The organism is Anaerosacchariphilus polymeriproducens, from assembly GCF_003363435.1.
GTDB classification, from domain to species: domain Bacteria; phylum Bacillota; class Clostridia; order Lachnospirales; family Lachnospiraceae; genus Anaerosacchariphilus; species Anaerosacchariphilus polymeriproducens.
Genome location: NZ_QRCT01000049.1, coordinates 215475 through 229022, shown reverse-complemented (window position 1 = coordinate 229022; position 13548 = coordinate 215475). Strand labels below are relative to the sequence as shown.

Annotated in this window: 15 protein-coding genes; 14 read left to right on the top strand and 1 reads right to left on the bottom strand. The window is 31.5% G+C overall.

Annotated features, from left to right (window positions below; translation table 11 throughout):
• Positions 1–130: 130 nt before the first annotated feature.
• Positions 131–532 carry a pyridoxamine 5'-phosphate oxidase family protein gene (locus tag DWV06_RS14535; protein WP_115482912.1) on the top strand — a complete coding sequence of 134 codons (402 nt, stop codon included), beginning with the start codon at positions 131–133 and terminating at the stop codon, positions 530–532.
• A gap of 21 nt (positions 533–553) precedes the next feature.
• Here the strand turns inward: DWV06_RS14535 and DWV06_RS18435 are convergent, their stop codons facing one another.
• On the bottom strand, positions 554–703 hold the full coding sequence (locus DWV06_RS18435; protein WP_155522639.1) for a hypothetical protein: 150 nt from the start codon (positions 701–703) through the stop codon (positions 554–556).
• 170 nt (positions 704–873) lie between these two features.
• Here DWV06_RS18435 and DWV06_RS14530 point away from each other — a divergent pair, with 170 nt between their 5' ends.
• The 13 genes from DWV06_RS14530 (at position 874) to DWV06_RS14470 (ending at position 13534) form a co-directional block, all read left to right on the top strand.
• A complete protein-coding gene (locus DWV06_RS14530; RefSeq protein ID WP_115482911.1) occupies positions 874–1641 on the top strand; it encodes a hypothetical protein in 768 nt (255 codons plus the stop codon).
• Between the two features lie 193 nt (positions 1642–1834).
• Positions 1835–3712 (top strand): BglG family transcription antiterminator, encoded by a 1878-nt coding sequence (locus DWV06_RS14525; RefSeq protein ID WP_115482910.1) that lies wholly within the window; start codon positions 1835–1837, stop codon positions 3710–3712.
• Positions 3713–3801: 89 nt separating this feature from the next.
• Positions 3802–4266 carry a PTS sugar transporter subunit IIA gene (locus DWV06_RS14520; protein ID WP_115482909.1) on the top strand — a complete coding sequence of 155 codons (465 nt, stop codon included), beginning with the start codon at positions 3802–3804 and terminating at the stop codon, positions 4264–4266.
• A complete protein-coding gene (locus DWV06_RS14515) occupies positions 4263–4583 on the top strand; it encodes a PTS fructose transporter subunit IIB (protein ID WP_115482908.1) in 321 nt (106 codons plus the stop codon). The genes DWV06_RS14520 and DWV06_RS14515 overlap by 4 nt, the downstream gene beginning before the upstream one ends.
• Positions 4580–5641, top strand: a complete 1062-nt coding sequence (locus DWV06_RS14510; RefSeq protein ID WP_115482907.1) for a PTS fructose transporter subunit IIC — start codon at positions 4580–4582, stop codon at positions 5639–5641. Before DWV06_RS14515 ends, DWV06_RS14510 begins: the two co-directional genes overlap by 4 nt.
• Positions 5634–7625 carry a transketolase gene (gene tkt, locus DWV06_RS14505; protein WP_115482906.1) on the top strand — a complete coding sequence of 664 codons (1992 nt, stop codon included), beginning with the start codon at positions 5634–5636 and terminating at the stop codon, positions 7623–7625. Before DWV06_RS14510 ends, tkt begins: the two co-directional genes overlap by 8 nt.
• Before the next feature lie 143 nt (positions 7626–7768).
• Entirely contained in the window at positions 7769–8551 is a 783-nt protein-coding gene (gene ku, locus DWV06_RS14500; RefSeq protein WP_115482905.1) for a non-homologous end joining protein Ku, read from the top strand.
• Complete coding sequence (locus DWV06_RS14495) at positions 8551–9471, top strand: ATP-dependent DNA ligase (RefSeq protein ID WP_115482904.1); 921 nt, start codon at positions 8551–8553, stop codon at positions 9469–9471. Before ku ends, DWV06_RS14495 begins: the two co-directional genes overlap by 1 nt.
• A 200-nt stretch (positions 9472–9671) precedes the next feature.
• Positions 9672–10595, top strand: a complete 924-nt coding sequence (locus tag DWV06_RS14490; RefSeq protein WP_115482903.1) for a DMT family transporter — start codon at positions 9672–9674, stop codon at positions 10593–10595.
• 104 nt (positions 10596–10699) lie between these two features.
• Positions 10700–11572 (top strand): hypothetical protein, encoded by an 873-nt coding sequence (locus DWV06_RS18695; protein WP_205027770.1) that lies wholly within the window; start codon positions 10700–10702, stop codon positions 11570–11572.
• A gap of 128 nt (positions 11573–11700) precedes the next feature.
• The gene (locus tag DWV06_RS14480) at positions 11701–12075 is read left to right on the top strand and encodes a GntR family transcriptional regulator (RefSeq protein WP_115482902.1); all 375 of its coding nucleotides are present in this window, start codon (positions 11701–11703) and stop codon (positions 12073–12075) included.
• A gap of 2 nt (positions 12076–12077) precedes the next feature.
• Positions 12078–12926, top strand: a complete 849-nt coding sequence (locus tag DWV06_RS14475) for an ABC transporter ATP-binding protein (RefSeq protein WP_115482901.1) — start codon at positions 12078–12080, stop codon at positions 12924–12926.
• Complete coding sequence (locus DWV06_RS14470; protein ID WP_115482900.1) at positions 12923–13534, top strand: ABC-2 transporter permease; 612 nt, start codon at positions 12923–12925, stop codon at positions 13532–13534. Before DWV06_RS14475 ends, DWV06_RS14470 begins: the two co-directional genes overlap by 4 nt.
• Positions 13535–13548 lie beyond the last annotated feature (14 nt).

The following is a 13548-nucleotide window of genomic DNA, read 5'->3' as shown; positions in this document are numbered from 1 at the left end:
AATTCCTCCAATAGTTTCATATAGGTTACTATAGAACAAAAAAGTACCTACTTTACATTATGTGATTACAGTACTATTCTAAAGTCAGGGATGAAAAACGTCAAGCCCTTAAAAATAGGAGGTATGAAACATGATTGATTATGTAAGTATTTTAGAAAAAAATCCAAACGGAGTACTGGCTACTCAGGATGATGACAAATTAAGGACGAGGGTATTCCAATATCTTTTTGCGGATGGGAAAAAGATATATTTCTGCACAAGCAGTGAAAAAGCTGTTTTTGCACAAATAAATAGCAACCCTAATGTTTCATTCTGTACATATCCACAAAACTATACGCCGGTTTTGTCAATAAGTGGTAAAGCTGCATTTGTAGAAGATAAGGAACTTAAAGAACGAGCACTTGATGAAAACCCAAGCATAAAAAGCATGTATGGTTCTACAGAAAATCCTTTATTTAAAATCTTTTATATCAATATAGAAGAAATTAAAACATTTAGTATTGCTGAGGGATTAAAACAATTTAAGTTGTAATGAGAGGAAGCTTTTGCTTCCTTAATTACCGCCAGGCCCATCTCTTCGTTCACGGTCAATACCCGAATGAGTACTTGGCTTATGGGCTTCGCTATTTTGCACGCTGTTGTTGCAACTATTTTGGGTCTTAGTTTTGTTTGTAGATTTTGGTTTATTATTTCTGTTTTTCATGATGTATCACTCCTTTTAATGATAGTGTGTGTAAATAAAGGAAAAATATTCATCATAGTAGACTCTTCAAATAGAAAAAATGATTGACTTAAAGAAACATAATTGGTAACCTGTTATTGGCAGTAGTTTAGAGTTAATCTGTTGATAATCCAAAACAGGAGATACAAAAAATGAGAATATTTAATAAGATGAAAGTTCCAGAAGTATTATTATGGCTTTCGTTAATATTTTTTTATACAGGGATAGCATTAACATTCATATTATATAATTTAGAAAATAATAGTATTTATTGGTTGATTGCAATTGGTGGAGTTCTTCTGGGAATATTATTATCCTTATTTCCAGATTCCTATATTAATGTTGGATATTCATTGAAGATAAATAACGTTAGAGCCATAATTTTAATAAAAGTAATAGAATTACTTATAGTTTATATTTTAACAACATACTTAAATATAAAGATTGTTTTATCATTCTCTATAGCATTAGCTCTATTGGACATAATATTTTCTTATGTTTGTTGGGTAGAAATACATAGGGAAAATATAATATTTCATGAATTTATAAATAGAATAGAACAAAAAAGCAAGGGAAGAAAAGAGATATTTACTGCATTAACAAAAAATATTATATTTATGTATTTACTATCATCAATAAGTGATATGAATTTTATTATTAAATCATTTATTTTAATAGTTTCGTTGGTATTTGAACAGAATTTTTTATATTACCTGGTAAAAAAGATAAAGATATTATATAGAAATACAAATAATACAAAAATGTTATTATTGATGTTATGGGGGCTTTATAGTGTTATATGTTTATGTGTTTTTCTTACTTTAAATAAATTATTTCTTTTGATATTTTTAGGTTTATATTGGATGGTAGTATCAGATACTGTTCTTAAAAAGGATATAAGAAAAACGATTGAATTCTAATTGAATAGTTTAAAAATAGTAACAACGTTTGCGAATGATGTAGTTGTCAGAATAAAATTAATAAGGCAATGAATTTCTAGATTTATTATAGAAATTCATTGCCTGTTTTATAATTAGAAATTTTGATATAATAAGAGATGATAAAATAGGATGAATCTATATGAAAATATTAGTAAAGAATTAGGGGGAAATTATGGATAGATTAACTCAATTGTTACTATTAATACCTGACAATCAGTATGTTACACAGTCTCAATTATCAGAACAGTTAAACGTTACAAATAGAACGATTTACAATGATGTTTTAAAGCTTAATAAATTATTGATAAACTATGGAACTAAGATTATTTCAAAACCTCGTTTGGGTTTGAAATTAGAAATAAGCAACCTAAATAAATACCAAGAATTTGTTGAAAAAATGAAAACGGATGAGCTGTTGACAACTGATAATGCAGAAGTACGGATGTATAAAATTGTAGTATATCTTATTAACTCTTTACATTCCATTAAGATGGATGATTTGTGTGAAGAATTATATGTGAGTAGATCAACGTTAAAAAATGATTTGAAGAAAGTAAGATATTTTATCGGCCACTATGATTTGCATATAGATCATAAACCTTATGAAGGAATGAAAATTAATGGCGAAGAGAAAAATTTAAGGAGATGTTTAGCTAAAGTTGAACGTAGTCAGTTGATGCAAGATGATAATTTAATGAGCTATGATTTAGAAGATATTGGCGGAATCTTGAAGCATGTTTTTAAAAATCATAACTTTAAAATATCGGAATATGCATTTCATAATTTGGTTATACACTTATATATTGCTTTATCAAGAATTCAACTTGGAAATATACTGGAGGATAATTATAACTATATTGAGCATCACAATGAAAAAGACTACATAGTTGCGGAATCTATTATTACAGAATTAGAGGATAAGTATGAAGTTGTATTTCCAAAGAATGAATTGAATTACATTATGATTCATTTAAGCAGTAAAAAGATTATTACCGAGCAAAATAATACGGTTGTCAGTTCAGATATTTATGAAATTGTTATTTCTATGCTTAAAGAAATTAATAATACATTTCATTTTGATTTTAGACATGATTTTGACCTTATTACCTTATTATCATTACATCTAATGTTATTGAAAATCCGATTAATCTATGACTTGAGATTTGAAAATCCACTTAAGGATCAAATTAGAGAGAGTTATCCATTGGCTTATGAAATGGCTAGTATTTCCAGTGAGATTTTATATGAAAAATATAGAAAGAGAGTAACTAGTGATGAAATGGCTTATATAGCTTTACATTTTGGGGTTGCCATTGAAAGACAGAAAAAAACAAATAAAAAGAATGTACTCATTGTTTGTGGGACGGGCAGGGGAACTGCGGAACTGTTAGCTTATCAGCTCCAGGAAAAATATAGTAAATATATTAATGTCATAAAAACGCATGAATCCATTGATTTTTCAGATATAGATTTTAAAAATATTGATTATGTATTGACTACTGTACATATCAGTGAAACAATTCCTGTTCCGATTATTGAAATTAAACCATTTTTAATTGATGAGCAAGATATTATTTTAAAAGATTATTTTAAAGCAGATTATAAAAATCTTATATTGAACTATTTTGCACCAGAATTATTTATTCCTAATATTTCTTTAGATAAAAAAGAAGATATTCTAAATTTTATGTGTGAATTTGTGAAACAGAAAAAAAATATTCCTGATAATTTTCATGAACTTGTTTTAGAAAGAGAACGAATTGGTAGTACTTCATTTGGTAATTATATTGCGATTCCACATCCCTATAAACCAATTGGTGAAGAAAGTTTTGTCGCCATTGGAGTGTTAGAGAATCCCATTCTATGGGATAGTGAAATGGTTCAAATTATCTTTCTTTTATCAATGCAAGAAGGAGGCAATGAACATTTGCAGTTATTTTATAAAATTGTAAGTAGGCTTTTAAAGAATAAAAATCTTATCTCAATGTTGATTCGAAATCAATCATATGAACAATTATTATCTATTATAGAACTATTAAGCAATAATTGATTTCCACATTGATTGAAGAAAATCTTCAACTGGTCAATATATCTCGATCGTGATTAAATTAAGGTGTAAAGGGAAGGAGATGAATCATAATGTTTGAAAAGAATTTGACGATAATAACAGATAAAAAATTCAAAACTAAAAATGAAGTAATTTCATATTTAGCTAATTTGAATAATCAAAATGTTATTGTCCCATCAGATTATGAGAAAGATGTGCTAGAAAGAGAAAGTGTTGTCTCGACATATATTGGTTTTGGAGTAGCTATTCCTCATGCAAAATCATATTCTCTTAAATCACCTTTTGTTATTTATGCTAAATTTACAGAAGGGGTGAAATGGGATGAATCAGATGAAAAAGTGAATCAGGTATTTATGATAGGAGTGCCCAAAAGCGAAAATGGACAAGATGAAAATTCAAGATTACATCTAAAGATTTTATCTGAATTAAGTAAAAGCTTGATGCGTTCAGCATTTAGAGATGATTTAATTCAGGCAAAAAAAGAAGAAGAGGTTTTTAAACTATTAAAAACAATTGAAGAGGGGATGAATTTATGAAAATTGTAGCAGTATGTGCTTGTACAGCAGGAATTGCGCACACTTATATGGCGCAGGAAGTGATTGAACAAGAATGTCAGAGAAGAGGATATGTTATTAAAGTAGAAACCCAGGGCGGTATGGGGATTGATAATGAATTAGAACAGGAAGAAATTGATGAAGCTGACGTTGTTATTTTAGCAATAGCGGTTGGGATTGAAATGCAAGAAAGATTTGATGAAAAAATGGATCAGGGAAAAGTAATTGAAGTTGAACCTGGTGTAGCGATTAAAGATATAGAAGGTCTAATTGATAGAGCGGAGGGATTGGTTAAATGAAAGAATTAGGAAGAAGTTTATTTAAGTCATTTAATACAGGTATTTCTTATTTTTTACCAGTTATTATTGCTAGTGGTATGCTATTTTCCTTTACATTAGTGACAGGAAATATTGTTGATGGACAAATAATTCCAAGTAATCAATTCTTTACAAATTTATATGATTTAGCTATGGCAGGTTTTACAATGATGGTTCCTGTATTATGTGCATATATAGCATATTCAATTGGAAGTAAACCAGCTTTAGCTCCTGCGTTTATTTTAGGATATGTTGCTAATAAACCTATTGGAGAGAGTCAAATAGCAACAGGTTTTATTGGTGCAATTATTCTTGGATTTTTAGTAGGTTATGTAGTGAAATGGGTGAAGAAGTGGAAAGTACCGACCGTGATACAACCACTGATGCCAACTTTTTTAGTTCCATTATTTACGACTCTGATCATTGGTGTAGGATATATTTATTTGTTAGTTTACCCATTAAATGGATTTGTTCAATTGATGGTTCAGACATTAACTGGCTTATCAGGAGTAAATGCAGCATTATTAGGCATTGGAATAGGTATCTTAGCAGCAGCTGATATGGGTGGTCCATGTAGTAAAGCAGCAACAGCTTTTACCTTAGCATTAATGGCTGAAGGAATTTATGGACCTAATGGTGCATTTAGACTTTGCTGCGCTGTTCCTCCTTTAGGACTTGCATTAGCAACATTTATCATAAGAAATCGTTTTACACAAGAGGAGAAACAATTTGGGATTTCGGCTTTATTCTTATCAATGGCAGGAATTACTGAGGGCGCAATTCCTTTTGCTGGAAAAGATTTCAAACGAGTTTTTCCAGCCATCATTATTGGAACTTCGGTTTCTGGTTTATTAGGAATGATTCATGGGGTTGAATCAGTGGTTGCTTTTGGTGGTCTGGTCTCTATCAGTGGTGTGACCAAAGGTGCAGTCTGGTACGCTGTTGATATGTTTATTGGAGCACTAGTTATTGTAGGATATTTGTTTTTAACAAGACCTAAATTAGAAGTTGATGGAATAAAAGAGGAAAAAGGTGAGTAGAGAATTAGATAAATTATCTATTAATGCAATAAGAGTACTTTCAGCAGATGCTATTGAAAAATCAAAATCAGGACATCCTGGTTTACCACTGGGAGCAGCTACAATGGCATTTACATTATGGTCGAAAATGAATCATAATGGAAAAAATCCGAACTGGGAAAACAGAGACAGGTTTATATTATCAGCAGGACATGGTTCCATGCTTGAATATTCATTATTGCATTTATTTGGATATGGTATAACAATAGAAGATATTAAAAATTTCAGACAAGAGGGAAGTTTAACACCAGGCCATCCAGAATACGGTCACACGAAAGGTGTTGAAATTACAACAGGTCCACTTGGACAAGGGTTAAGTAATGCAGTAGGTTTTGCGATAGCAGAAGCTCATCTTGCTGAAAAATTCAATAGACCAGGTTACAATATAGTTGACCATTATACATATGCTATCGTTGGAGATGGATGTCTTATGGAAGGAATTTCAGGGGAAGCATCGTCTCTTGCAGGAACTTTAGGCCTTGGGAAATTAATTGTGTTATATGATTCAAACAATATTTCAATTGAAGGAAGTACGGACATAGCATTTAGAGAAGATGTAGCGAAGAGATATGAAGCTTATGACTGGCAAGTATTAAGAGTTGCGGATGGAAATGATATTGATGCAATTGAAAATGCAATGGAAACAGCGAAAGCAGAAACTTCAAAACCTTCAATTATTATAGTTAAAAATCAAATTGGTTATGGTTGTCCTGCAAAACAAGGAAAAGCTTCCGCTCATGGAGAACCTTTAGGTTCTGAAAATATATTTGCAATGAAAGAAAACTTAGGCTGGAAAACAGAACCTGCTTTCTATATACCAGATGAAGTATATTCAAATATGAATGAATACATAGAGAAGGGTGTTACGAAGGAAAAGTCCTGGAATGAACTGTTTAAAGCTTATAAAACAGCTTATTCAGAATTAGCAAAAGAATATGTCAAATGGATAAATGGTGAAGTTGATAAACAGTCACTATTAAATAATGAACAATTCTGGAGTTTTGATAAAGAAATGGCTACAAGAGAATCTTCTGGAATTGTGATAAATAGATTGACTCAAATTATTCCTAATTTGATGGGAGGTTCTGCAGATTTAGCCCCTTCAAATAAAACTTACATGGCTGGAAAGGGAGATTTCTCAGCAGAAGAAAGAATTGGTCAGAACCTACACTTTGGAGTGAGAGAACATGCTATGGCGGCAATCGTTAATGGGATCTATGCTCATGGCGGACTGAAAGTATTCTGTTCAACATTTTTCGTATTTAGTGATTACATGAAGGGCGCCATGAGATTATCTTCCTTAATGAACATTCCAATTACTTATGTATTAACTCATGATAGTATCGGAGTAGGAGAAGATGGTCCAACTCATCAACCAATAGAACATTTAGCAGCACTTAGAAGTATGCCAAACATGACAGTATTTAGACCTGCCGACTCGAAAGAAACTGCAGCAGCCTGGTACTATGCGGTCACGAATGGAACTACACCAACTTCATTAGTATTAACTAGACAAAAGTTACCACTATATGAGGGATGTGCTAAGAGAGCATTAAAGGGGGGCTATATCATTAAGGATTCTCAAAAGGAAATTCCGGATGTACTTCTTATGGGGTCAGGTTCAGAAGTTGAATTAATATTTAAAGCAGCAGAGCAGTTAGAAGCGAAAGGAATAGATGCAAGAGTCATAAGTTTACCATCTTTTGAGGTATTTGATGCGCAAGATAAGGCCTATAAAGAATTCGTTATGCCAAATAAAGTTCGTGCCAGAGTGGCAGTTGAAGCATTAACATCCTTTGGATGGCACAAATATGTAGGACTGGATGGTGATATTGTTTCATTAGATACTTTTGGAGCATCAGGAAATGCAAAAACATTATTTAAACAATTTGGTTTTACAATAGAAAATGTTATAGACAGAGTTATTAAGCTTGTTAATAAATAAGTAAATCGATACGATATAGATACATGTAAGGTGCAACTGATAAATTGAATGATTTTTACATATAATTAAGGTGTCAAAACAGTTTATTTTTAAGATAAAAGGTTTTGACACCATTATTATATATAAACAAAGGAGGGAAGAACATGGCAGTTGCACATAAAGGTTCCATCAGCATGGGATTAGTATTGATTCCGATTGGATTGTACAAAACAAGTACAGATAATGATATCCATTTCAATCAACTTGATAAAGAGAGCAAAGCCAGAATTAAGTACAAGAAATATTGTAGCCATTGTAATAAAGAGGTAACCAGCAAAGATATCATCAAAGGGTATGAGTATGAGCCTGATAAATACGTTATTATGTCCGATGATGATTTGGAAAAGATTAAAACGAAAAAAGATAAAACCATTCATATCATACAGTTTACGAAAATGGAAGAAGTAGATACCATTTATTATGAAAAAGATTATTATGCGGTTCCGGATGCTGGTGCTGAAAAGGCATATGAATTATTGAGACAGGCAATGTTAGAACAGCAGAAAGTTGCAATAGCAAAAACAGTTATGGGAACTAAGGAGAAATTAATTGTATTATATCCTGCAAAAGATGGGATGATAGTCAAGACATTATTTTACGCAGATGAAATAGTACCAGTTCCCAAGCAGATACCTCAAATGCAGTTGGAACAAAATGAGTTGGATATGGCCAAGATGTTAATTGAGAATATGACAAAATCATTTAATGCAGCTGAGTTTAAGGATGAATATCAAGAACGATTGCGAAATGCTATTATGGCAAAGATACAAGGAAATGAAATTGTTTCTGCTGATAGCGGAGAGCAGAATAATGTAATCAATCTTATGGATGCCTTACAGCGCAGTTTAGAGCTTTCAGGAAATAGCAAGATATCCGGTACTGCATAATGGATTTGTTTGAACAGAAAGATATAAAGCCAATGCTGATTAGCGAGATGATGAAACCGTTTAATTCTCCGGAATGGATTTATGAGCTGAAATTAGATGGACTCAGATGCATTGCGTATTTAGATCATGAAACTACAGAGTTGAGAAATAAAAGAAACATGAGATTGTTACCTAAATTTCCGGAATTACATGAACTTCATAAGCATGCAAAATCAAAGTGTATTTTAGATGGGGAATTAGTTGTAATGAAAGAGGGAGTTCCTGATTTTTATGAATTGCAGAGGAGGACTATGTTGACAGATACTTTTAAAATGCAGCTTTCTTTCAGTAAATATCCAGCAGGTTTTGTAGCATACGATATTCTTTATATGGATAACAGGGAAATTACAGATCTTCCTTTAATAGAAAGGAAATCTTATCTGGAGAGTGTTATTCAAGAGCATAGACAACTAGCTGTTTCCAGATATATAAAAGAAAAAGGAATTGAATTATTTCAATTGGCAGACGAACAAAAATTAGAGGGAGTTGTTGCAAAGCAGGCAAATAGTAAATATTATTTTGATAAACGAACGAAAGACTGGATAAAGTTTAAGAGAATGGCAGATGAAGAATTTGTTATCTGTGGTTATAAACCGGGAAATAATACGCTGGTATTAGGTCAATATAAAGGCGATATGCTGGTGTATAAAGGGAGTGTTTCCTTTGGTGTCAAATCGGACTTTATTAACCAATACAATTGTAAAAGGATCGGTGTATCCCCATTTAATTATGCGCCTGCTGAAAGTGATGAGGTCATATGGTTAGAACCGAACCTAGTATGCATTGTTGAGTATATGCCAAATACAAAAGATGCACTTAGACAGCCTGTTTTTAAAGGAATTAGAACAGATGTCATGCCAAAAGAATGTCAAGTGAGATAAAATGAGAAAAGTGCTATCGCATTTATGGTTGTAAATGCGATAGCACTTTTTTACAGCATACATTTTCTAAAATAAAAATAAGATGCCTTTTTAATGATGTCGATTATATGGTGTTGTAAAATGTCAAAATATGTTTTAGTATAAATATCATATCATTAAATTATTTCTGACAACTAATGTATACAAGAAAGGAGTTGGAGATGATACAATATTCACGCTTTAAGGGATATATTATGGCTTTGAGTGGAGCAGCATTATGGGGGATTTCTGGTAATGTTGCACAAGAACTTTTTCAGAATGAAGGTTTTCGACCAGGATGGTTAGTGACTATAAGAATGCTACTGGCAGGAGTTCTATTATTGTTATTTGCAAGTATTAAATCCAAAGAAAAACATAAGGTTTGGACTATTTGGTCTGACAGAAAAGAGAGAATAAGCTTAATTTTATTTGGAATATTTGGAATGTTAGGAGTTCAATATTCTTATTTTATGTCAATAAATTATGGGAATGCAGCAACCGCTACATTGTTGCAGTATTTAGCACCTATATTTATTATAGTTTATTTAGCAATTAAAATTAGAAAAATTCCAAGTAAAAAGGAGATGATTGCAGTTTTTTTAGCTATTTTGGGGACATTCTTCCTTGTTACAAATGGAACTGTTGATAAATTGACTATTTCATTTTCAGCAATATACTGGGGCTTAGGCTCTGCAATAGCTCTTGCATTTTATACAATATTTCCAAAAAGTTTACTTAAAAGATGGGGGTCTTTCATTGTTGTTGGATGGGGGATGATAATAGGGGGAATTGGATTAAGTTTTATAAATCCTCCATGGAAAATTGATGGGCAAAATTGGTCCTTGATTACTGCATTATATATAGGATTTGTGGTCATATTTGGTACATTAATAGCATTTTATTTATATATAGACAGTTTAAGATATATTTCACCAACTGAGGCAAGCTTATTAGGTAGTGCAGAACCACTATCAGCAACAATTGTAACTATTATTTGGATGCATGTAACACTAGGCAGTTTTGAAATAATTGGAGGAGTATGTATTATAGGAACAGTACTTATTTTGACATTAGGATCAAACAGAGAAAATAAAAAATTAAATTAGAAATTGTATGGAATCCAACAGAAAATATTGGGTTCCTATTTTTAATTATTATGAATCATGAGCAGTAATGAAAAGAGGGAATAAAATAATGAAGATGAAATAGTGTGACAGTGAAAGGGATGATGATAATAAGGGTTAAGGATAATATTGGTTTAAATCATAAGACGACATCAGGTTGTGAATTAAGTACGACAATGGACAAAACAACAACCATTTTAGGAAATTATAATTTAGACACCGGCCCGATAATATCGGAATTAAAATATCCAAAAACATCAGATTTTGGTGCAAGAGCCGGATACTTTAATTTATTAAATACACCCGACAATAGTTTCGAGACTCCCAGGCAATTCTGGGAAGAATATAATAGACCCTGGCTGGATCTGGTGATCCAAAGGAAAGACATAATAAAGCTGGCCACATTTCCAGAAAATAAATATTTAATTAGAATTAATGATTATGGAAAATATGAATTAAGTGGATTTGGAAAAGAGTATACTTATTTACGTAAAAACAATTATTATTATGATATTTCGACCAATAGTATGATTCCGAAGGGAGACGATATGAATGATAAAAGCCTGATCAATAATATTTTCAAAGAATTAGCAAGTGAATACTCATTTGATATTTTACTCGAAAATAATAATGTGTATCTCAAGAAAGATGATTTCAATATTGAACTTCTTGTTTCTATGGAAGATATTGATATCATATATGTAGAAAAAAGGGATAATTGTATTTATAGATATTTTATGACACAATTTATAAAAAGAAAATTTGATATGGAAGACCGAAATTTATTTGGAAAACCATGCAATAACCAAGAAAAACTCATAGCAAGGATGAAAGTGATAGAACATGGATTAAAGACAAAGTGGAAACGATTGCTAGAAGGTGATAAGCGATGGAAAGAATTATATGAGAAGGATGCGTTTGGAGGGGAACCAATTATAACAAACCTAGAAAATGAATAGATAATGTAGAAAGCTGCTCATATGGGGCAGCTTTTTGAATTGAATTTTATACTTGACATAGTGTTATAAATGTATATATAATATATACACAATATTCGTTAAATATTTGTATAGAAAGGTGGTCTTATGTGAATATCAATATCAGCAATTCTAGTGGAAAACCGATTTATGAGCAGATATATTCCCAGATGAAAGCGTTAATCGTTTCGGGAGAATTGAAAGAAGGTGACGCTCTGCCGTCAATGAGACTTCTTGCAAAAGAATTACGCATCAGTGTCATTACGACCAAGAGAGCCTATGAAGAGTTGGAAAGAGATGGGTTTATTGTGTCAGTGACCGGGAAAGGAAGTTTCGTAGCGAGTAAAAACATTGATTTTATCAAAGAAGAACATTTAAGAACCATAGAAAATCACATGCAGGAAATTCTTGAATCAGCAAAATTGTGTGGACTTACTTTGGAAGAATTAATAAAAATGTTAGAATTATTATATAAAGGAGAATGACAATGGATTATGCATTAGAAATCAGGAATTTAACAAAGAAGTATAATGGATTTACGTTAGATCATATCAATTTGGCATTGCCGTCAGGATGTATTATGGGTTTTATAGGAGAAAATGGTGCAGGCAAAACGACAACAATTAAGTTAATTCTGGATTTAATTAAAAAAGATTCAGGAGAGATTTATATATTAGGCGAAGAGATAAGTAAATCCCAGAGAATTCTAAAAGAAAAAATAGGAGTAGTAATGGATGAATGCTGTTTTCCTGAAAATTTAGATATCAAAGAAATCAATTTTATCATGAAAAAAATTTATAAGACATGGGACGAATCCTTATTCAGACAATATTACACACGATTTGGATTAAAAGAGAAACAGCCTGTGAAAGAATATTCAAGAGGTATGAAAATGAAACTTTCAATCACTTGTGCATTATCTCATGGTTCTCAGATTTTAATACTAGATGAAGCGACTAGTGGCTTGGATCCTATTGTAAGAGATGAAATATTAGATGTTTTTTTAGAGTTTATACAGGATGAACGTCATTCTATTTTTATTTCTTCTCATATTATTAGTGATTTAGAAAAAATATGTGATTATATTACATTTCTACATAAAGGAAAAATAATATTTAACGACTCTAAGGACTTACTGCTTGAAAAATATGGTGTATTAAAATGTTCTGAAAGTGAATTAAAAACAGTTGATTCATCAGCGATTATTGGTTATAGAAAAAGTGGTTTTGGAGTGGAAGCATTAGTAGAAAGGGAAAAAATTGCTGGAAGTTTATTAGTAGATCCCGCTTCTATTGAGGACATCATGTTATATTATATTAGGGAGGGAAAAAAATGATTGGATTAATCTTAAAGGATATTATGAACTTAAAAAAGCAAGCAAAAATATATATATTATTACTTGCGTTTTATGGATTTTTAGCATATTCCAATAAAGAAATGTCCATGGTAACTGTTATGATTTGTCTTTTGAATGTAATGCTTTCGGTTACAGCATTAGCTTATGATGAAAAGGCAAATTGGGAAAAATACGCATTGTCGATGCCAATCACTCGAAAGGATTTGATAATGAGTAAATATTGTTTAGGGTTGCTTGGATTAGGTTTTGGAGTATTAGTGTCAATTGCTTTTTCTCTTATTATCCCAGGGGTGAATACGAAAGTAAATAATCTTATGATTTTATATGCGAGTCTGGCAGGTTTGGGGGCGCTATCGATCCTTTTCCCACTTTTGTTTAAGTTTGGTGTTGAAAAAGGGAGACTGATGATGATGTTGATGTTTTTTTTACCGACTGTTGGCATTGTACTTTTTAGTAAGCTGAATTTGCCACCACCTAGTATTGAAACAATTGAAATAATAAAAATAGGAATACCGATTTTTGTAATACTTCTATTCGTAATTTCCATTATAGTTTCAAATATCATTTATAAGAAAAAAGAGTTTTAAATAAGTAAAAAGGC

Excerpts from the sequence above, each read along its gene's own strand:
- DWV06_RS14535 (WP_115482912.1), top strand. The coding sequence starts at position 131 with ATGATTGATTATGTAAGTATTTTAGAAAAAAATCCAAACGGAGTACTG.
- DWV06_RS18435 (WP_155522639.1), bottom strand. The coding sequence starts at position 703 with ATGAAAAACAGAAATAATAAACCAAAATCTACAAACAAAACTAAGACC.
- DWV06_RS14530 (WP_115482911.1), top strand. The coding sequence starts at position 874 with ATGAGAATATTTAATAAGATGAAAGTTCCAGAAGTATTATTATGGCTT.
- DWV06_RS14525 (WP_115482910.1), top strand. The coding sequence starts at position 1,835 with ATGGATAGATTAACTCAATTGTTACTATTAATACCTGACAATCAGTAT.
- DWV06_RS14520 (WP_115482909.1), top strand. The coding sequence starts at position 3,802 with ATGTTTGAAAAGAATTTGACGATAATAACAGATAAAAAATTCAAAACT.
- DWV06_RS14515 (WP_115482908.1), top strand. The coding sequence starts at position 4,263 with ATGAAAATTGTAGCAGTATGTGCTTGTACAGCAGGAATTGCGCACACT.
- DWV06_RS14510 (WP_115482907.1), top strand. The coding sequence starts at position 4,580 with ATGAAAGAATTAGGAAGAAGTTTATTTAAGTCATTTAATACAGGTATT.
- ku (WP_115482905.1), top strand. The coding sequence starts at position 7,769 with ATGGCAGTTGCACATAAAGGTTCCATCAGCATGGGATTAGTATTGATT.
- DWV06_RS14495 (WP_115482904.1), top strand. The coding sequence starts at position 8,551 with ATGGATTTGTTTGAACAGAAAGATATAAAGCCAATGCTGATTAGCGAG.
- DWV06_RS14490 (WP_115482903.1), top strand. The coding sequence starts at position 9,672 with ATGATACAATATTCACGCTTTAAGGGATATATTATGGCTTTGAGTGGA.
- DWV06_RS14475 (WP_115482901.1), top strand. The coding sequence starts at position 12,078 with ATGGATTATGCATTAGAAATCAGGAATTTAACAAAGAAGTATAATGGA.
- DWV06_RS14470 (WP_115482900.1), top strand. The coding sequence starts at position 12,923 with ATGATTGGATTAATCTTAAAGGATATTATGAACTTAAAAAAGCAAGCA.